Consider the following 17,272-nt stretch of genomic DNA (forward strand, 5'->3'; position numbering starts at 1 on the left):
CAACGGCGGACGGGAGGCACGGCACCATCTGGCACCGTCCCTCCAGGCACGGCCGTCACCCCGCTGGCGCGGTGCGCCGGTACCGGCTGGTGGGGCCCACCTCCAGTCCGTCGGTCTGGCGCCGTTCTCAGGCCGCGCGCTTCGGTGCCCAGCCGAGTTCCGGACCCAGCCGCTCGGCGATGTCCGTGGTGATCTGGGCGTAGTCGTCGGGCTCGAACGAGAACGGGAGCGCGAAGGCGACCTCGGTGACCGCCTGGTAGCCGACATCGGCACGCAGCCGGTCCGCGATCTCGGCCGACGTGCCCACCAGGTCGGCGGCGAAGAGCATCCCGGCGGGTCCCATCGGCACGCCGACGCGGCCCGAGCGGCTGTCGACGTAGGCGCGGTAGCGGGACTCCTGCTCGCTCGTCGCGGTGTCGGTCGGGATGACGACCAGGCCCTGCGAGACGCGGGCGGCAGCGGGGTCGGGGTGGACGTCGAGGTAGGCGTCGATCTGGGCGCGCTGGTTCGTGGCGAAGTCGGTGCCGTTCTCACTGCGGGTGACGCTCGAGGTGAGCAGGTGGAAGCCGTTCTCGCCCGCCCACACGGCCGACTTCGTGCTGCCGGTGCCGTACCAGATCCGTTCGGCCAGGCCGGCGCTGTGCGGCTGGACGGTGCTCGCGAACTCCTCGATGCCGCGGCGTTCGACGGTCTCGGTCACCGGGTCGCCGCGCACCAGGTCACGGAAGCGCAGGAGCCGCCCGTTGCCGAGGTCCTCGTGCTCCAGGGTGTCGGGGTAGATCGCGTCGCTGTACAGGTCGAAGTGCATCGGGGTGCCGACCGAGAACCCGGGGTTCAGGCGGCCACCGAGGAGCACGTCGACCGTGCTGAGGTCCTCCGCCAGTCGGAACGGGTTCTCCGCGCCGATCGGGGTGACGGCGGTGCCGAGGTCGATGCGCGAGGTGCGCTGCGAGGCGGCGGCCAGCACCGCGACCGGCGAGGAGATGCCGTGCTGCAGGTGCCGGTGGCGCAGCCAGGCGCTGTCGAAGCCCAGGGCCTCGGCGCGCTCGATCACGCGCAGGGTGTCCTCGTGGCCCTCGGACGGTCGGGCGGGGTCGAACGACCCGATCGTCAGGAAGCCGAGCCGGTGCAGGGGAGTTCCGTCGAGGGGCATGGGTCGATCGTGCCAGACGCGCCGTGCCGGGTCCGTCGTGCCCGGTGCGTCGCCCAGACCCCGGTCTTGCCGGTCAGGGCCGGGTCTCCTTGATCAGCGCCTCGACGTTGTTGCCGTCCGGGTCGGACACGAATGCCGTGTACGCGCCGTACTCCGGCCAGTAGCGCGGCTCGTGCCGTGACACCCCGCCGGCGGCGACGGCCTCGCGGTGGAAGGCGTCGACCTCGCTCCGTGAACCGGCCTCGAACGCCAGGTGGAGTCCGCGCGTCGTCGCCTCGGGGGTCCGGGCGGTCTCGAGCGAGACGCTCGGGGTGTCGTCCCCGTGCTGCCAGAACTCGGCGACGGAGTCCGTGCGGTAGCCCGCCCCGATGCCGAGGGGCGCGAGGGCAGCGGTGTAGAACGCGGCGCTCGCGGCGAAGTCGCTGGCGAAGACGCCCAGGTGGTGGATGAGGTGACGACCCGGCATGGGACGACCCTAGGCCGAGATCGCGGCATCCGTCCGGGCAGCACCCCGGTCCCGCTGGCAGGCTGGATCCGTGCACATCACCCTCGACTCCGCGACCGACATCGTCATCTCCGGCATCCGTTTCCCGGAGGGCAACCGCTGGCACGGCGGTCGGCTCTGGTACTCCGACATGCACACCGGCCAAGTGTTCTCGGTCGACCCGTCCTCGACCGACGGCCCCCGGCTCGAGGCCACCGTCGACGGGCAGTCGTCGGGGCTCGGCTGGCTCGCCGACGGGCGTCTGATCATCAGCTCGATGGAGTCCCGCACGGTCGTCGCCGTCGAGCCGGACGGCAGCACCTCGGTGTTCGCCGACCTCTCCACGATCGAGTCGTCGCTCGTGAACGACCTGGTCGTCGACGCCCAGACTGGCCGGACGTACATCGGCGCCTTCGGGTACGACCTGTACGCGGGCGAGGAACTGCGGCCCGGCCCGCTCTACGTGATCGACCCCGACGGCTCCGTCCGCCTGGCCGCCGAGGGCCTGGTGTTCCCGAACAGCGCCAACATCCTGCCCGGCACCCGGACCCTGGTGGTCAGCGAGACGTGGGGCGGCCGGCTCACCGCGTTCGACATCGAGGACGACGGTTCGCTGACCGGGCGTCGCGAGTGGGCGGCCCTGCCCGGCGGCGTGACCCCGGACGGCAGCACCGTCGACCGTGACGGCGCGATCTGGGTGTGCTCGGTCGACACGGGGGAGTTCCTGCGGGTCGTCGAGGGCGGCGAGGTGACGGACCGCATCGACGCCCCCGGGGACTGCGCGATCGACTGTGCGCTCGGTGGCGAGGACGGTCGCACCCTCTACCTGGCGACCGCCGACAGCTACGACCCGGCCGTGACGGCGACGACGCGCGCCGGTCGGATCAGTTCGGTGCGCGTCGAGGTCCCCGGGTGGTGAACCCGAGCGACCTCGCCGAGGCGACGCGTCGTGCCGAGCACCTGGTCGAGCACGGGCCGACGGTGGTCGTGATGTCGCAGCAGGCGGGGTTCGCCGGCATGTCGATCCTGTGGGCGTTCATCAGCCTTCCCTCCGTGCTCCGCACCGACTCGGTGATCTGGTTCCTGTTCGCCCTGGCCGGAGCGGTCGTGAACGTGACCGCATGGGTCGGTGCTCGACGCCACCGCAGGCTGCTGCCGTATCTCGTCGAGACGCCGGAACAGCCGCTCGGCGCGCTCACGCCGGCGGACCGCAAGTCCGTCACCCGACAGATCAGCGGACGGGCACCGGTGACGCCCGGGGCCGTGCCGCTCGTGCGGGCGATGCTCGCGTGGCAGCGACGCTCCACCTGGACCTCGGCCCCGACCCTGATCGGCACCGGGCTGAGCCTGTTGGGACTCGGAGGTGCCTCGGCCACGACGTTCGGTTGGGGTTGGGCGTTCCTGGTGTTCATCGCCGCCGTCGTGGTGTTCGTCACGGTCGCGACGGTGATCGGCGTACGTCGAAGCCGCCGGGTCCTGGCCGAGCTGGACCGGGCAGGGACGCCGGTCTCCTGACCTCGGGTATGCCGCCTCCAGCGTCGGTCAGCGTGGGTACGGTGAGGCCGAGATGGACAGTCAAGGTCCGGGGGAGGCCAGGCTGGTCCCATGTCGGACGAGATTGTCGAGCAGGAGTGGTTCCGAGCCGTCCTGCGCTCGGTCGGCGGGTCGGTGGACCGGGTCGAACGGCTGCACGGCGGGGCGGTGAACCACACCTACCGGGTGGACCGCGCGGGTGCTGCACCAGTGGTCCTGCGGTTCCCCGTCGACCCCAGTCGGCAGGACGAGTACCCCGTCGAGTCGTGGGCCGCTCGGAGCGCGAGCCGGGTCGGCATCCCGGTCGCCGAACCGCTCGCCCACGGGACGGAGGGCGGTGTCCCCTTCTCGGTGTCGGAGTACGTCGCGCCCGACCCACGACCGATCGACCGCCCGTGGCGGTGGCTCGGTAGCGCCGCCCGAGCCGTCGCCACGATCCCGCTCGTCGATGCGCCTCGGTCGTTGTTCTCGCGGTTCGGCGACGACCTCCGGCTCGCCTGGACCGCGCACCTCGACTACGACCTCGATGCGCTCGGCGACGACGATCCGCTGCTCCGTGACGGTGCCTACGCGTCGCCGGACCGGGTGCGTGATCGTCTCGCTCCGCTGTCGGACGCGCAGTTCGAGTTCGGGCTGGCCCACGGCGACCTCGCACCTCGCAACCTGGTCTCCCGCGGTCCGGACCGGCCGCCGGTGCTCATCGACTGGGGCGCCGCGGAGACCGGTCCGGCACCGTGGACCGACGCCCGCCGGGTCTTCGTGTGGACGTTCATCGACGGGTCCGTCACCCGCGCGGACCACGACGACTTCATGGCGGCTGCCGGACTCGCCTCGGACGACGACCACCGGCGGCTCGCGTCGATGACCGCGCTGCACCTGATCGACGTCACGCGGTGGGCGCGTGACCGGCGACCGGACCTGTACGACGAGTACCTCGGAGGCTGTCGCAGCGGACTCGAGCGCATCGAGGAGGTCGTCGGCCCGGCCTAGCGCATGCGGCGCGCGCGCACGCCCCCGCGTCACCTGCACCCCTCCGGGTACGGCAGACTGCACGGACAAGCATCCAGGAGTGATCGTCATGTTCGTCGCCGCCATCGTCTTCCTCGTCATCGCGCTCGTCGCGCTCTTCTTCCGAACACGCACCTACTCCACCCCCGCACGACCGGCCACACCCGGTCGCGAGGCACGCCCCGCCGTCCCGACCCGCCGCCCGAACCTCATCGCGACGTGGACCGCGGCCGCTGCCGGCGTCTTGTTCGTCGGGCTCACGCTCGGCAGCACCCTGTACGCGCAGGACACGGGCGAGTCGAAGGTGCAGGTGGACATCTCCGGCAACATCGTCGGGCAGAGCACGGACTCCGGGTTCCACTTCAAGGCGCCGTGGGCCACGCTCCACACGTTCAACATCCGGAACCAGACCGTCACCTACATCAACGCGGTGAACGGCTCCGACTCGGACAACAACGGCAACGTCCGCTCCGGCCCGTACGTCACGGTGCAGGACCAGGACGGCGTCTCGTCGAACGTCAGCCTCAACCTGCAGTACAGCATCGACGCGAAGTCGGTCACCGACATCTACCGGTCGTACAAGACCGAGGAGAACTTCAAGACGCAGTTCATCGGCAACTCGGTCCGCAGCGTCGTGCGCCAGGTGCCGAACGACTTCACCACCATCGAGCTGATCACCAAGCGCGGCACCGTCGAGAAGGCGATGATCCAGGCGCTCGAGAAGCGGTGGAAGGGCTCGGGCGTACACGTCGACAACTTCGCCCTGCAGGAGATCACGCCGCCGAAGTCCGTCATCGACGCCTACGCCACCGCGCAGCAGGCGCAGATCCAGGTCACGAAGGAGCGCGCACTCCTGGACGCCAAGAAGGTGCAGGCGCAGCAGCAGGTCGCCGAGGCGCAGGGTCAGGCCGACGCCAACGAGGTCCTCAACGAGCACCCGCTCTCCGACGCCGCCCTCAAGCAGCGCGAGATCGAGGCCCTCAAGAGCGCCGGCGACAACGGCTCGCTGATCGTCGTGCCGCAGGGCACGGACAACATCCTCAGCCTGCCGGGCACCTCGGGTTCGAAGAGCAAGTAGCGCGCCGAGACACCGCCAGTAGCCGAGACGCCTCCGTTGTCGACAGGCGTCTCGCGCACGGGGCGGCGTCGGGGGAACACGACGGCGTCTTCCGGATCCGAGACGCGCGCCGAGACGGACGGGAGGCCCGGTGCCAGCTGGCAACGGGCCTCCCGTCCGTCGGTGTGACGGGGTCCGGGTCCCCGCTCAGGCCGCGCCGTGACTGGCGCGGCTGCGCCGCGAGAGCGAGTCGATGATGACGGCGAGCAGCAGCACCGCGCCGGTGATCATGTAGCGGATCGACGAGTCGAGGCTCAACAGGGTGAGCCCGTTCGAGATCGACTGGATCACGATGATGCCGAGCAGCGCCGACCAGGCGCTGCCACGGCCGCCGAACAGGCTGGTCCCGCCGATCACGGCTGCGGCGATCGCGTTGAGGTTCGTGTCACCGGCGCCGGACGACAGGCTCGCCGAGTTCAGGCGGGCGGCGGCGAGGATGCCGCCGACGGTGGCGAAGAGCGAGGTCAGCATGAACACCGAGATGTAGATGCGGTTCACCCGGATGCCGGACCGTCGTGCGGCCTCGACGTTGCCGCCGACCGCGAAGACCGAGCGGCCCCAGCGGGTGCGCTTCAGCACGAAGTTCATCAGCACGACCAGCACGACGAAGAACACGAACGAGGTGCCGGTGCCGAAGTCGCGCGACAGGTACCAGACCATCAGCGCGAGACCGAGGAACAGGGCGACGGCCTTCACGACGGTCAGGGACATCGCCCCGGTCGACAGCCCGGCACGGCGGCGGCGGGCAGCGCGACGGATCTCGGTGAAGAAGAGTCCGCCGGCGGCCAGGACGGCGAGCAGGTACGCGAGCCACGGCGGCAGGTACGAGGCCGAGGCGAACTGCACGATCGGCGAATCGTACGGCAGGTTGATCGAGCCGTTCGGCCCGAGGATGAGCAGCTGCAGCCCGAGGAACCCGAGCAGACCGGCGAGCGTGATGACGAAGCTCGGCACTCCGAAGCGGGTGAACAGCAGGCCGTAGAGCAGGCCGGCGGCGGCACCGACGGCCAGGGCGACGGTGAGCACGAGCCACAGCGGCCAGCCGAGTGTGGTGAGGCCCTGGCCGAGGATCGCGGCGGAGAGCCCGCTGACGCTGCCGACGGACAGGTCGATCTCGCCGAGCAGCAGCACGAGCACGATGCCGATCGCGATGGTGCCGACCGCGGCGCACTGCAGGGCGAGGTTGACCAGGTTGCCCGGGGACAGGAAGTCGGGGGAGAGCGCCTGGAACACCGCCCAGATGACGATGAGGCCGACGACCACCGGCAGCGAGCCGATGTCGCCGCCGCGGACCCGTCGGACGAACGCCTTCGCAGCGCCGCCGATCCCCTGGTCACGCAGGAGCCGCTCATCCTGCAGGTCGGCGGCCGAGGGCGTCGGGGTCGCTGCGGTGAGGGTCTCGTCGGTCTTGCTCATGCGGAGGTCTCCTGCTCGGTGCGGGCGGCGGCGCGACGGGTGACGGCGTTGTCGGTGGCACCGGTGATGGCCGCGATGATCTCCTCGTAGGAGACGTCGTCGATGCGGAAGGTGCCGTTGTTGCGGCCGAGTCGCAGGACCGCGACCCGGTCGGCGACGGCCTGCACGTCCGCGAGGTTGTGGCTGATGAGGACGACGCCGAGTCCGCGCTCGCGCAGGCGTTCGACGAGGTTCAGGACCTCGGCGGTCTGCGCGACACCGAGCGCGGCGGTGGGCTCGTCGAGGACGACCACCTGCGGGTCGCCGATCAGCGAGCGGGCGATCGCCACGGTCTGTCGCTGCCCACCGGACAGCGACGCGATCGGGATCCGTACCGACGGGATCCGGGCCGCGAGCTGCTGCAGGAGCTCCCACGAGCGGCGCTCCATCTCCTCCTCGTCGAGGAACGGGTGGGCGATCTCGCGCCCGAGGAACAGGTTCGAGACCACGTCGAGGTTGTCGGCAAGGGCGAGGTCCTGGAACACCGTCGCGATGCCGAGGGTCTGGGCCGCCGCGGGGTTCGGGACGGTGACCTCGTCGCCGCCGAACGTGATCGTGCCGCCGTCCGGCGTGTAGACCCCGGCGAGGATCTTCACGAACGTCGACTTGCCGGCGCCGTTGTCGCCGACGATGGCGACCACCTCGCCCGGGTAGACGTCGAAGTCGATGTCGCTGAGGGCCTGGACGGCGCCGAACCGCTTGGTGATCCCGCGCAGGGACATCACCGGGTCGGCGGAGGGGTGTGCTGCTGGTGACGCGTTGCTCACGGGTGTCGTGCTCACGGGTGTCGTCCTCGATCGGTGAGGCCCGCCCGGTCCGCAGTCGGACCGGGCGGGCAGAGGGGGTCGGACCTACTTGATGCCGGCGCTGTCGCAGGCTGCCTTGTACTGCGCGGTGCAGATCTTCGACACCTCGTACAAGCCGTCCTTGACGACCGTCGACTGCACGTTGTCCGTGGTGACGGCGACCGGGTCGAGCAGCGTCGACTGGACGCTGGCGCCACCGGCGGTGTCGACGGTGGTGTCGCCCTTCGGGGTCTCACCCTTCGCGAACTGGATCGCCAGGTCGGCGGCCTTCGACGCCTCGGGCTTGAAGGCCTTGTAGACGGTCATGTACTGCTCACCGGCGAGGATCCGCTGGATGCCCGCGAGTGAGGCGTCCTGCCCGGTGACGGGCGGGAGCTCGGTGACGCCGGCCGACTTCAGGGCCGCGATGACGCCGCCGCCGGTGTCGTCGTTCGCCGCGTAGACGCCGGTGATCTCGTCCTTGCCGAGCTTGCTGATCTGGCCGGCTGCCCAGTCCTGCGCCTTGGCGGGGTCCCACCCGGGGGTGTCGTACTCGGCGAGCACCTTGTAGCCGCTGTCGTCGATGACCGAGTGCGCGCCCTTCTTGAACTGCGAGGCGTTGTTGTCGGTGGGGGAGCCGTTCACCATGATGATGCCCGAGCCCTCCGGGACCTTCTTCGCCTTGAGGGCGTCGACCAGGGCCTGACCCTGCAGCTCACCGACCTTCTCGTTGTCGAACGAGATGTAGTAGCTCAGGTCGGGGCTGTTGATGAGCCGGTCGTACGAGATCACCGGCACCTTCTTGGCCTTCGCCTGCTGGACGATGGACGCTGCGGCCTCGCCGTCGAACGGGTCGAGGACCAGGACCTTGACGCCCTGCGTGAGCATCGACTGGGCCTGCTGCAGCTGCTTCGACGCGTCGCCGTCGGCGTTCGCGTAGATGACGGAGCAGCCGCTGCACTGCTTCTTCACCTCGGCGGTGAAGAGCGGACGGTCGGCGCTGGCGTAGCGAGCGGTGACGGAGTCGGGCAGGAGCAGGCCGATCTTGGCCTTCGACGCGTCCCCGCCGCCCCCGCCGGAACCGGTCCCGGCGTCCGCGCCGTTGGAACAGCCCGCCAGGGTGGTGATCGCGAGCAGCAGGGCGCTGACGCCCAGCATCGCTCGTGTGGTGGATTTCTTCATTGAAACGTCCTCCAACAGTGGACCGCCCCCATCGGCGGTGCCCTGAGTGTGACAGCGAGCGTTCTTGGCTGCAAGAGTTGAACGCAAGGACCGCGCTCCGTGACGAAACCGTTATCTACCGGGTTCGAGTGACGTCCACGGCCTCGATCGCCAGGGCCAGCGCGCCGGTCACCGAGGCCTTCTCGCCGAGCTGCCCCTGCACCACGTCCGGCGTGCCGTCGACGTCGACGATCAACGACGACTCGAGGGCGTGCCGCATCGGGCCGAGCAGGAGCTCCCCGGCGCGCGCGAACTCGCCCGTCACCACGACCCGCTCGGGGTCGAGGACGTTGCAGAGCCCCACCGCCGCCGAACCGATCGCCCGCCCGGCGTCGGCCACGGCGCGCATGCAGACCTGATCGCCGCCCATGGCCCGCAGGATCAGGTCCGCCAGCTTGAGCGTGCCGACCTCGTCGCGGACGCCCTCGAGCACCGCGGGGGCTCCGGCGATCGCCTCGAGGCACCCCCGGTTGCCGCACCGGCACAGGGGGCCGTTCGGCAGGACGGGCGTGTGCCCGAACTCGCCGGCGATGCCGTGGTGCCCGCGGAACAGGTGCCCGCCGAGGACGAGTCCGGCGCCGATGCCGTTGCCGACGTCGAGCGTCACCACGGTGTCGCGGCCGCGTGCTGCCCCGCTGCGGTGTTCGGCGAGGGCGGCGAGGTTGGCCGAGTTGTCGACCTGCACGGGCTTGTCGATCCGCCGGGCGAGCGACTGGCCGAGCGCGATGCCGTCCCAACCCCGCAGGATCCCGCCGCGCGCCGTCATCCCGGTGCGGGCGTCGATCGGGGCGGCCACGGCGAGCCCGACGGCGAGCACCTCGTCCATCGACGACTCGATGGACTCCACCATGTCCAGCACGAGCAGCGCGGTCTTGTCGAGTTCGGCGTCGGCACGGTGGTCACGGGCCAGGGGCATGTGCCGCTCGGCCAGCACGGCGCCGTTCAGGTCCGACAACGCCAGCCGCAGGTGCCGCGGCGAGACGTGCACCCCGGCGACCAGCCCGAGGCCGTGCGGCAGGGTCACGCGGAGCGCCCGCCGACCGCTCGAGGTGCTCGGTGTCGCGTGCAGGGCACCGGTCGCGACCAGTTCCTTGACGATGTTCGAGACGGTCGCGGGGGAGAGCCCGGTCACCCCGGCGAGCTCGACCTGCGTCAGGCCGCCGTGTCGCTTCACTGCGCTGACGACCCGACCCCGGTTGGCTTCACGCAGTGAAGCTTGGTTCCCCGGACTGCGGCGCGGCTCTGACACGGGGACAGCGTAACGGGCGGGTCCGGAACGCTCGCCGTGACGGACTGGAGGCACGGCGCCAGCTGGCACCGTGCCTCCCGTCCGTGGGTGGTCGCGTCCAGGGCCCGGAGTCGCCGTCCGGCGGTCGACCGTCAGCGAAGTCGCGCCACCGGAGCGCGGCGAGCGCGGAGCAGCACTGCCGCGCTCGCGGCCGCGGCCAGCAGCACGAGAACCCACCCCGCCGTGGCGACCGCGCCGGCGGGGTGGACGACCGACTGTCCGACCGCGGCCTGCACCGTGAGGAGCACGGTGCCCGCTGCCCACGCGACGGCGACGACCGCGACGATGCGCACCTGCGCGGTCCGCTGTGCCAGCCACGGTAGGTCCCGACCCGCGGCTGCGACGAGGAGCGCCACGAGCGGGAGCACCTGCAGTGCGTGCATACCGACGAAGTGGGCGACCCGGTAGTCGCCGCCGACGGTGCTCCACCCGAGCAGTGGCACCCCGGGTCCGCCGTCCGCGATCCCGACCGTGTGAGCGCCGACGATCCCGTCCGGAGCGGTGAGCTGGGTGGGGGTCGGGCCGGTCATGAGGAAGGCGACCCCGATGCCGCCGAGTGCGATGACGGCACCGGCACGGACGGCGACCGTCAGCGCGGGGGTGGGGAGGCGCAGGAAGAACAGCGCGATCGACGTGACGAAGGTGCAGAGGTACAGCGTCGTGATCGCCGTCGCCATCACGGCCCACACGACGACGTGCACGCTGTTCGAGACGTTGAAGTGACTCGTGGTGCCGGTCGCGGCGGCCCACACGATGAGCACCTGTTCGACCACCAGGGCGACGGCGACCACGGTGCCGAGCCGACGAGCCAGTGTCTGCCACCTCGGCAGGAGGGCTATGAGCCACGCCCAGGTCACGGCGTAGAGCAGGATCGACAGCGAGAACTTCAGGGGCTTCATCCACGCCGGCGCTCCCAGGATGGTCCGGGGATCCACGACGAGTCCGACGAGGCAGACGGCGGTGGACGCGAGCATCAGGCCGGCCACGGCCATGAGTGCCGGGTGCCAGGCCACTGCTCGGCGAACCGCGGCGATCCGGCGGGTTGCGATCACGCGCCGGCCTCGTCCGTGTCGACAACGGGGAACAGGTCGTGGGTGGCGTCCTGCTGCGCGAGGCGCCGGAGTCCCGCGAAGAGCGGATCGCCGAGGACTGTCCCGATCACCATCAGCTCTGCCATCGCGGTCCGGCCGTCGCGGTCCTGCAGCGCGGCGACGTCGGCACGTGCCGCGCTCGCCGCTGCCGACACGTAGGCGTCGAGGTAGTCGTCCGGAGCGTCGAACCCGATGGTGCGCAGCCCGTCGAGCGCCCGGGCCGCGGTCTCGAGTCCCGGGTTGTCCGAGGTGGCGCACCAGCGGGCGGCCGACACCCGTTCCTCGATCCGGGCACGGGCCTCCGGGGTCGCCTCGGACTCGGGGGAGCGCGGGGTGGTCATGGCGTACTGGGCGACGGCGAAGACCTCGGCCAGCGGTGCGGTCTCGGCGTCGAGCACGGCCAGGACCTGCTTCGTCACGGCGACCGAGAGCCCGCCGGTCTCCAGGAGCGCCCGGACGAGCCGGACCCGTTCGACGTGCCGGTGGTCGTAGGCGGTCTGGTTCGGCGCCGACTTCTCGCCGGGGGGCAGGAGGCCTTCGCGTTGGTAGTACTTGACGGCGGTGACCGGTGTGGACGCAGCTCGGGCAAGTTCAGATATTCGCACTTTCGGAGAGTAGCGATATCTACTCTCTGTCCACAAGGCATCAGCGCAGGTTCCGGAAGGTCGCACGGACGTCGTTGACGAGCAGCTCCGGCTGTTCGAGCATCGCGAAGTGCCCGCCGCGCGCCACCTCGTTGAAGAACACCAGGTCGGTGTACCGGCGCGCTGCCCAGCGGCGCGACCGGCGGACGTACTCGCCCGGCATGATGCTCAGGCCGACGGGCAGGGTCAGTGGCTCCTCGACGGTGCCCGGGGTGGCCCAGCCGGTCCGGGTCGCCTCCCAGTAGGTCCGCGCCGAGGAGGCGGCGGTGTTCGGCAACCAGTACAGCATGACGTCGTCGAGGATCTCGTCGAGCGGGAAGAGCCGCTCGGCATCGCCGTGTTCGTCGTGCGAGCCGCCGACGTCCTGGAACATCGCGTAGATCCACGACGCCAGCCCGACGGGGGAGTCCGCCAACGAGTACCCGATGGTCTGTGGGCGGGTCGACATCTGCTGCGAGTAGGCCGACAGGTCCCGCCAGTAGTGGCCGCTCTCCTGCAGCATGACCTGCTCGTCGGGGGAGGCGTTCCGCACCTCGTCGTCCGTCGGCATGAACAGCGCCATGTTGAGGTGGATCCCGGCGAGTCCGATGTCCCCGGCGGCCTGCAGGGCTGCGAGCTCCGCGGTGACGGTGGCACCGAGGTCACCGCCCTGGGCGAACCAGTCCGCGTACCCGAGCCGGGACATCAGCACCGACCAGGCCCTCGCGGTCCGGGCGGTGTTCCACCCGGTCGTCGTCGGCTTCCCGGAGAAGCCGAACCCGGGCAGGCTCGGGATCACGACGTGGAACGCGTCCGCCGCGTCGCCGCCGTGCGCCACCGGGTCGGTGAGCGGACCGATCGCGTGGCGGAACTCCAGGACGGAACCGGGCCAGCCGTGGGTGAGCAGCAGCGGGCGGGCACCGGGGACGGCGGACCGGACGTGCAGGAAGTGGACCTCGAGCCCGTCGATCCGGGTCGTGTGCTGGCCCCAGCCGTTCAGCAGCGCCTCGGTCCGGCGCCAGTCGTACTCCGTCGTCCAGTGTTCGACGAGGGCGCGGACCTTCTCGAGTCGGGGTCCTTGCGAGGTGTCCTCGACGGTCTCGGCATCGGGCCAGCGGGTGGCCCGCAGACGGCGGCGCAGGTCGTCGAGCTCCACCTGGGGGACGTCGAGGGTGAGCGGGGTGATGGTTGCGGTGTCCGACATGGGGTCCTCGGCTGCTCGGCGTCCTGGCGGCTGTCCGTCTTGATCGCAGATGATCTTTGCACAAGACGATCTTGTTCCGGTACGGTCGCCGGTATGGACAGTCCGACGCCGACCGATGCGCTCCCCGAGATCGACTGGGGTGCCGAGGGCATCGAATCCGAACTCGGGTGGGCACTGCCGCTGGCGTTCCAGGGCTTCACGCGGCTGGGCAGCGAGGCGGTGGCCGACGTCCCCGGCGGTCCCCGCGGGTACCAGGTGCTCGTCGCCATCACCACCGAGGAAGCGTCGTCGCAGCTCGGCCTCGCGCAGCGCCTCGGGATCGACAAGACGCAGATGACCTACATCGTCGACGCACTCGAGGCGGGCGGGTTCGTCGAGCGTCGCCCGGCCCCGACGGACCGGCGGGTGCGGCAGGTCCACCCCACCGACGCCGGGCGTGCCCTGCTCGCCCGGGCACGTTCGGCCCTGCGTGAGGCGGAGGGCGTGCTCATGCGGCACCTCGACGACGACGAGCGGACGACGATGCGCCGGCTGCTGGCCCGGGTCGCGCTGACGGCCGGCACCACCACCCCCGGGCCGTCCACTGCCGATCCCACGTTCCACCACCCCCTCGCCGTCCCGGAACGATCCCGGCGGCACACCACGACGACCTCGTCGACCCCCACAGAGTGAGGCTCCGCCCATGACCACCACCATCCTCGTCGCCGGCGCCACCGGCGACCTCGGGCACCGCATCGTCCGCGAGCTCACCCAGCACGACGTGCGGGTCCGGGTCCTCACCCGGCCCGGCAGCAGGACCGCCGGAGAGCGCTTCGGCGACGACGCCCGTGTCGACGTCGTCGCCGCCGAGTACGGCGACCACGACGCCCTCACCCGGGCCGTCAGCGGCTCCGACGTCGTGGTCTCCGCCGTGAGCGGGACACGTCCGGTGATCGTCGACGCCCAGCGCGCGCTGCTCGCGGCGACCGTGGCGGCGGGCGTCCGGCGGTTCATCCCGTCCGACTACTCGGCCGACTACCGGCGGATCACACCCGGCACCAACCGCAACTTCGAGCTGCGGCGCGAGTTCGCCGGTGACCTCGACGCGGCCCCGGTGCAGGCGACGTCGATCCTGACCGGCATGTTCACCGACCTGCTGACCGGCGATGCCCCGATGATCCTGTTCGGCCGCCGGCTCGTGCTGTTCTGGTCGTCGGCGGACCAGGTGCTCGACTTCACCACGAAGGACGACGTCGCCCGGGTCACGGCCCTCGCCGCCCTGGACGACGATGCTCCGCGCGTGATCGAGATGGCGGGCGACCAGGTCACCGCACGCGACGTCGCACGCGCCATGAGCGAGCTGACGGGGGAGCGCTTCCGGCTGCAGTGGGCCGGCACCACCGGGACCCTGTCCGCGATGAGCGCTGTCGGCAGGCGCCTGTCGAAGGACCCCGACGAGACGTTCCCGGCATGGCAGGGGATGCAGTACTTCGTGAGCATGTTCAGCGGGCAGGCGCAGCTGCACCACGTCGACAACGACCGCTACGGCTTGCAGTCGTGGACGAGCGTCCGTGACGTGCTCCGCGCGCACCTCAGTGGGCAGGGCCACCCGGCGACGGACTGACGGGCGCGGTGTGCGGTCGTCGGCGGCTGAGCAGGAACGTGAGCCCGACGACGACGACCGGCACCAGCGCGAGCGCGGCGAGCCAAGCGAGGACGTCCCACTCGGGCGAGAGCGGCACGCCGAACGCGCTCGACGAGGTCCGCCAGACCTGGTCGCCGGGCCCCTCGTGCTCGTCGGCCCCGGTGACCGGGAACAGCAGCGCCGTCACCAACGCCCATCCCACCAGCACCACGACGGCGATCATCGTCCACGGCCGCGGAGTGGAAGACGGGGACATCTGCGTCACCGGACCGAGGCACGCGAGCGCTCGGCCCGGGCACCCCACCAAGTCGCCACCACGGCGACGGCCCCCAGGGCGAGCCCGACGACGCCGGCGAGCAAGCACACGGGCATGATGATGCCGAGCCCGATGTTCGCGCCGCCGCCCTCGGGGCCGGAGAACGCGTCGTACAGCAGGGCGCCGACGCCGAGGAACCCCACGGCGAGCATCGCGGTACTGATCCAGTGGAGCGTCCGGGCTGTGGTCATGGTCGTCATTCCCCTCGGTCGTGCGGTTGGGGAATCCTCGCACGCCCGTTCCGCCGCACATTCCCGGAGCGGCATCAGTCGATCGGCACTCGGCCAGACCGGGCCGCCCCGACGATCTGCCACACGCAGACCGCGAGCACGACGGCGCCGGTGACGCCGGCGATCCACGTGCCGGCGACGCCGATCATCGGCGTGGTCGTGCACGAGCTCGTGCCCGCTCCGGGGGCGGCGTCGCGACAGGTGGTCGTCTGGACCAGCAGCAACATCGACACGGTCACGACGACGACCGCGGCGACCGTGGCCCACCCCACCACTCGCTCCACCGTGCGCTCCGTCCTGCCTGCCATCGGTGGGTCCACGATGCCGCACGCCGGCCCGGACCGGTGTCTCGATCCTGCAACGACCCGACCCAGCCGATCGGCGGACTGGAGGCCCGGTGCCAGCCGGCACCGGGCCTCCAGTCCGTCAGCCGGTCGCGGCGACCGCATCGCTCACGCCACGACGGCAGCCGGCGTCACCGGTGCGGCGATCGCCGCGACGTCCCGTCGCCGCGCGGCGCCGGTCCGCACCCGGTGTGCCACCGACAGGGCCGCGGCTGCGGCGAGGATCCACGCACCCAGCGTGAGGAGCGCGCCGGTCGCGCCCGCCCCGTCGAAGTAGCTGAACCCGGTGACGGCGCCGAACGCGGCACCCGGCGGGAGGGCCTGTCCGACGGTGGCGAGCACGGGCGGCAGCAGGTGCGTGCTGATCGTCGCACCGCTCGTCGCGTTGCCGAGGGTGGTGAAGAGGAGCGTCGAGACGATCACGCCCATCGGTCCGACGATCGAGGTGATCGCCGTCGTGGACAGCGAGACGGCGACGGCGAGGAGCGAGAGCACCACGACCACGGCGCCGGTCGATGCGGGGACGGCGCCGTCGATCGGTCCGGCGATGACGGCGACCACCGCGGCCGCGGCCAGGCTCCCGACCACCGTGACGACGATCCGGGTGCGCAGTCGGGCGAGGGTGCCGAGGGAGTTCATGACCTGCGCCAGGATGAACGCCGCCAGGGTCGTGCCGAAGACCAGGTAGAACCCCGCGATGCCCTGGGCGTCGTTCGTCGCGAGCGGGACGAGGTCCTGTGTGCGGGTGACCGAGGCGCCGGCGCCGGCCGCGACCCCGGAGAGCATCGTGGTCGCGGCGGTCGTCGCGCTCCGTCCCTCGGCGCCCGCCGTGTACAGGGTCCAGTCGTCGGAGCCGTTGCCGGGGACGAGGGCTGCGACGGCGTCACGGGACCGGACGAGGTCGCGTGCGTCGGACGGGGACCCGGCGGTGCGGACGTCGGCGCGGTCGCCGAGCGCGCCCGCTGCCGCATCGGCGACCTGCGAGCCGACGACGGCGACGGGCAGGTGGTGCGGGGAAGGGGCCTTCTGCAGTCCGATGTACAGGCCGGCGAACGCTCCGGCGACGGTCATCGCGACGAGGACCTGGGTGATGAGGACGGGCAGGATCCGGCGGACCGGCGGGAAGCCGTCGGACTTCGAGGCGTTGTTAGTAATCGATTCATTACTCATGGCATCGGATGATACCCTCACCGCATGACGACAGCAAGGGGTCCGGTTCCCAAGAGTGCCGAGCGCATGGCCGGCAGCCAGCGGCGCGAAGCCACGCTCACCGCGGCGGCCGCCGTCTTCGCCCGCGAGGGCTACCACGGCGCGACCACGGAGCGCATCGCGAAGGCCGCGGGGATCAGTCAGCCGTACGTCGTCCGCATGTTCGGCTCGAAGGAGAACCTGTTCCTCGCCGTCGTCGACGGGTGCCTCGAAGCCGTGCTCGACGCGTTCCGGGCGGCGCTCGACGACGGGCAGCCGGGCACCGTCGCGTCGCGGCTCGGCTCTGCCTACCGTGCGCTCGCGACCGAGGACGGCGTGCACCTCATCGTCATGCAGTCGTACATGCTCGGTGCCGACCCCGTCGTCGGACCGGTCGCCCGTGACGGCTTCACCCGGATCCTGCACTTCCTGGTCGAGGAGGCCGGGCTGTCGGAGTCCGCGGCGGAGTCGTTCCTTGCCAAGGGGATGCTGATCAACACGCTGCTCGGCATGCGGCTGGGGGACCAGGACGACCCGCTCGCGCAGCGGTTCACGCAGACGGTGTTCGGCCCGGACCCAGCAGGACCCGGGCCGGCCGACCGCTGACG

At 71.3% G+C, this 17,272-nt stretch carries 20 protein-coding genes; 7 read left to right on the top strand and 13 right to left on the bottom strand.

From position 1 onward, the window contains the following. Nucleotides 1-127: 127 nt before the first annotated feature. Nucleotides 128-1,153: an LLM class flavin-dependent oxidoreductase gene (locus DEI85_RS05800; RefSeq protein ID WP_111123142.1), complete on the bottom strand. Its 1,026-nt coding sequence runs from the start codon at nt 1,151-1,153 to the stop codon at nt 128-130. 73 nt (nt 1,154-1,226) lie between these two features. Next, nucleotides 1,227-1,619: a VOC family protein gene (locus DEI85_RS05805; RefSeq protein WP_111123143.1), complete on the bottom strand. Its 393-nt coding sequence runs from the start codon at nt 1,617-1,619 to the stop codon at nt 1,227-1,229. A gap of 70 nt (nt 1,620-1,689) precedes the next feature. On the opposite strand from DEI85_RS05805, the gene DEI85_RS05810 reads away from it, so the two are divergent. The 4 genes from DEI85_RS05810 to DEI85_RS05825 all read left to right on the top strand — a co-directional run bounded on the left by DEI85_RS05810 (nt 1,690) and on the right by DEI85_RS05825 (nt 5,256). Next, on the top strand, nt 1,690-2,556 hold the full coding sequence (locus DEI85_RS05810; protein ID WP_181430106.1) for an SMP-30/gluconolactonase/LRE family protein: 867 nt from the start codon (nt 1,690-1,692) through the stop codon (nt 2,554-2,556). After that, a complete protein-coding gene (locus tag DEI85_RS05815) occupies nt 2,553-3,152 on the top strand; it encodes a hypothetical protein (protein WP_146244725.1) in 600 nt (199 codons plus the stop codon). Before DEI85_RS05810 ends, DEI85_RS05815 begins: the two co-directional genes overlap by 4 nt. 90 nt (nt 3,153-3,242) lie before the next feature. Continuing rightward, entirely contained in the window at nt 3,243-4,160 is a 918-nt protein-coding gene (locus tag DEI85_RS05820) for a phosphotransferase family protein (RefSeq protein WP_111123145.1), read from the top strand. Nucleotides 4,161-4,248: 88 nt separating this feature from the next. Beyond that, a complete protein-coding gene (locus DEI85_RS05825; RefSeq protein WP_214523964.1) occupies nt 4,249-5,256 on the top strand; it encodes an SPFH domain-containing protein in 1,008 nt (335 codons plus the stop codon). Nucleotides 5,257-5,442: 186 nt separating this feature from the next. Here DEI85_RS05825 and DEI85_RS05830 read toward each other — a convergent pair whose 3' ends face one another. From DEI85_RS05830 to DEI85_RS05860, 7 genes are all read right to left on the bottom strand, one after another. Beyond that, complete coding sequence (locus tag DEI85_RS05830) at nt 5,443-6,711, bottom strand: sugar ABC transporter permease (protein ID WP_110859323.1); 1,269 nt, start codon at nt 6,709-6,711, stop codon at nt 5,443-5,445. Beyond that, a complete protein-coding gene (locus DEI85_RS05835) occupies nt 6,708-7,472 on the bottom strand; it encodes an ATP-binding cassette domain-containing protein (RefSeq protein WP_111038920.1) in 765 nt (254 codons plus the stop codon). The genes DEI85_RS05830 and DEI85_RS05835 overlap by 4 nt, the downstream gene beginning before the upstream one ends. Nucleotides 7,473-7,601: 129 nt before the next feature. After that, nucleotides 7,602-8,717, bottom strand: a complete 1,116-nt coding sequence (locus DEI85_RS05840) for a sugar ABC transporter substrate-binding protein (protein ID WP_071246748.1) — start codon at nt 8,715-8,717, stop codon at nt 7,602-7,604. Between the two features lie 115 nt (nt 8,718-8,832). Beyond that, nucleotides 8,833-9,930, bottom strand: coding sequence for an ROK family transcriptional regulator (locus tag DEI85_RS05845; RefSeq protein WP_258376264.1), 1,098 nt, complete (start codon nt 9,928-9,930; stop codon nt 8,833-8,835). Nucleotides 9,931-10,136: 206 nt separating this feature from the next. Continuing rightward, the gene (locus tag DEI85_RS05850) at nt 10,137-11,096 is read right to left on the bottom strand and encodes a hypothetical protein (protein ID WP_181420010.1); all 960 of its coding nucleotides are present in this window, start codon (nt 11,094-11,096) and stop codon (nt 10,137-10,139) included. Beyond that, complete coding sequence (locus DEI85_RS05855) at nt 11,093-11,740, bottom strand: MerR family transcriptional regulator (protein ID WP_110859326.1); 648 nt, start codon at nt 11,738-11,740, stop codon at nt 11,093-11,095. The genes DEI85_RS05850 and DEI85_RS05855 overlap by 4 nt, the downstream gene beginning before the upstream one ends. 40 nt (nt 11,741-11,780) lie before the next feature. After that, nucleotides 11,781-12,962, bottom strand: coding sequence for an epoxide hydrolase family protein (locus DEI85_RS05860; RefSeq protein ID WP_111123147.1), 1,182 nt, complete (start codon nt 12,960-12,962; stop codon nt 11,781-11,783). Nucleotides 12,963-13,055: 93 nt separating this feature from the next. Between DEI85_RS05860 and DEI85_RS05865 the strand changes: the two genes are divergently transcribed. Further along, nucleotides 13,056-13,634: a MarR family winged helix-turn-helix transcriptional regulator gene (locus tag DEI85_RS05865; protein WP_110859328.1), complete on the top strand. Its 579-nt coding sequence runs from the start codon at nt 13,056-13,058 to the stop codon at nt 13,632-13,634. A gap of 10 nt (nt 13,635-13,644) precedes the next feature. Next, a complete protein-coding gene (locus DEI85_RS05870) occupies nt 13,645-14,565 on the top strand; it encodes an NmrA family NAD(P)-binding protein (protein ID WP_110859329.1) in 921 nt (306 codons plus the stop codon). Here DEI85_RS05870 and DEI85_RS05875 read toward each other — a convergent pair. The 4 genes from DEI85_RS05875 to DEI85_RS05890 all read right to left on the bottom strand — a co-directional run bounded on the left by DEI85_RS05875 (nt 14,534) and on the right by DEI85_RS05890 (nt 16,646). Continuing rightward, nucleotides 14,534-14,842: a hypothetical protein gene (locus DEI85_RS05875; protein ID WP_146238500.1), complete on the bottom strand. Its 309-nt coding sequence runs from the start codon at nt 14,840-14,842 to the stop codon at nt 14,534-14,536. The genes DEI85_RS05870 and DEI85_RS05875 overlap by 32 nt on opposite strands. 5 nt (nt 14,843-14,847) lie before the next feature. Next, complete coding sequence (locus tag DEI85_RS05880; protein ID WP_146238501.1) at nt 14,848-15,093, bottom strand: hypothetical protein; 246 nt, start codon at nt 15,091-15,093, stop codon at nt 14,848-14,850. 74 nt (nt 15,094-15,167) lie between these two features. Continuing rightward, nucleotides 15,168-15,440: a hypothetical protein gene (locus DEI85_RS05885; protein ID WP_146238502.1), complete on the bottom strand. Its 273-nt coding sequence runs from the start codon at nt 15,438-15,440 to the stop codon at nt 15,168-15,170. 144 nt (nt 15,441-15,584) lie between these two features. Continuing rightward, nucleotides 15,585-16,646, bottom strand: coding sequence for a hypothetical protein (locus tag DEI85_RS05890; protein WP_146238503.1), 1,062 nt, complete (start codon nt 16,644-16,646; stop codon nt 15,585-15,587). Nucleotides 16,647-16,670: 24 nt separating this feature from the next. Here DEI85_RS05890 and DEI85_RS05895 point away from each other — a divergent pair, with 24 nt between their 5' ends. Continuing rightward, nucleotides 16,671-17,270, top strand: a complete 600-nt coding sequence (locus DEI85_RS05895; RefSeq protein ID WP_110859334.1) for a TetR/AcrR family transcriptional regulator — start codon at nt 16,671-16,673, stop codon at nt 17,268-17,270. Nucleotides 17,271-17,272 lie beyond the last annotated feature (2 nt).

The organism is Curtobacterium sp. MCBD17_026 (assembly GCF_003234895.2).
GTDB lineage: Bacteria > Actinomycetota > Actinomycetes > Actinomycetales > Microbacteriaceae > Curtobacterium > Curtobacterium flaccumfaciens.

What these genes read in the sequence shown, in the direction of transcription:
- DEI85_RS05800 (WP_111123142.1), bottom strand. Translation starts at nt 1,153, where the DNA reads ATGCCCCTCGACGGAACTCCCCTGCACCGGCTCGGCTTCCTGACGATC.
- DEI85_RS05805 (WP_111123143.1), bottom strand. Translation starts at nt 1,619, where the DNA reads ATGCCGGGTCGTCACCTCATCCACCACCTGGGCGTCTTCGCCAGCGAC.
- DEI85_RS05820 (WP_111123145.1), top strand. Translation starts at nt 3,243, where the DNA reads ATGTCGGACGAGATTGTCGAGCAGGAGTGGTTCCGAGCCGTCCTGCGC.
- DEI85_RS05825 (WP_214523964.1), top strand. Translation starts at nt 4,249, where the DNA reads ATGTTCGTCGCCGCCATCGTCTTCCTCGTCATCGCGCTCGTCGCGCTC.
- DEI85_RS05830 (WP_110859323.1), bottom strand. Translation starts at nt 6,711, where the DNA reads ATGAGCAAGACCGACGAGACCCTCACCGCAGCGACCCCGACGCCCTCG.
- DEI85_RS05835 (WP_111038920.1), bottom strand. Translation starts at nt 7,472, where the DNA reads ATGTCCCTGCGCGGGATCACCAAGCGGTTCGGCGCCGTCCAGGCCCTC.
- DEI85_RS05840 (WP_071246748.1), bottom strand. Translation starts at nt 8,717, where the DNA reads ATGAAGAAATCCACCACACGAGCGATGCTGGGCGTCAGCGCCCTGCTG.
- DEI85_RS05860 (WP_111123147.1), bottom strand. Translation starts at nt 12,962, where the DNA reads ATGTCGGACACCGCAACCATCACCCCGCTCACCCTCGACGTCCCCCAG.
- DEI85_RS05865 (WP_110859328.1), top strand. Translation starts at nt 13,056, where the DNA reads ATGGACAGTCCGACGCCGACCGATGCGCTCCCCGAGATCGACTGGGGT.
- DEI85_RS05870 (WP_110859329.1), top strand. Translation starts at nt 13,645, where the DNA reads ATGACCACCACCATCCTCGTCGCCGGCGCCACCGGCGACCTCGGGCAC.
- DEI85_RS05875 (WP_146238500.1), bottom strand. Translation starts at nt 14,842, where the DNA reads ATGTCCCCGTCTTCCACTCCGCGGCCGTGGACGATGATCGCCGTCGTG.
- DEI85_RS05880 (WP_146238501.1), bottom strand. Translation starts at nt 15,093, where the DNA reads ATGACCACAGCCCGGACGCTCCACTGGATCAGTACCGCGATGCTCGCC.
- DEI85_RS05885 (WP_146238502.1), bottom strand. Translation starts at nt 15,440, where the DNA reads ATGGCAGGCAGGACGGAGCGCACGGTGGAGCGAGTGGTGGGGTGGGCC.
- DEI85_RS05890 (WP_146238503.1), bottom strand. Translation starts at nt 16,646, where the DNA reads ATGAGTAATGAATCGATTACTAACAACGCCTCGAAGTCCGACGGCTTC.
- DEI85_RS05895 (WP_110859334.1), top strand. Translation starts at nt 16,671, where the DNA reads ATGACGACAGCAAGGGGTCCGGTTCCCAAGAGTGCCGAGCGCATGGCC.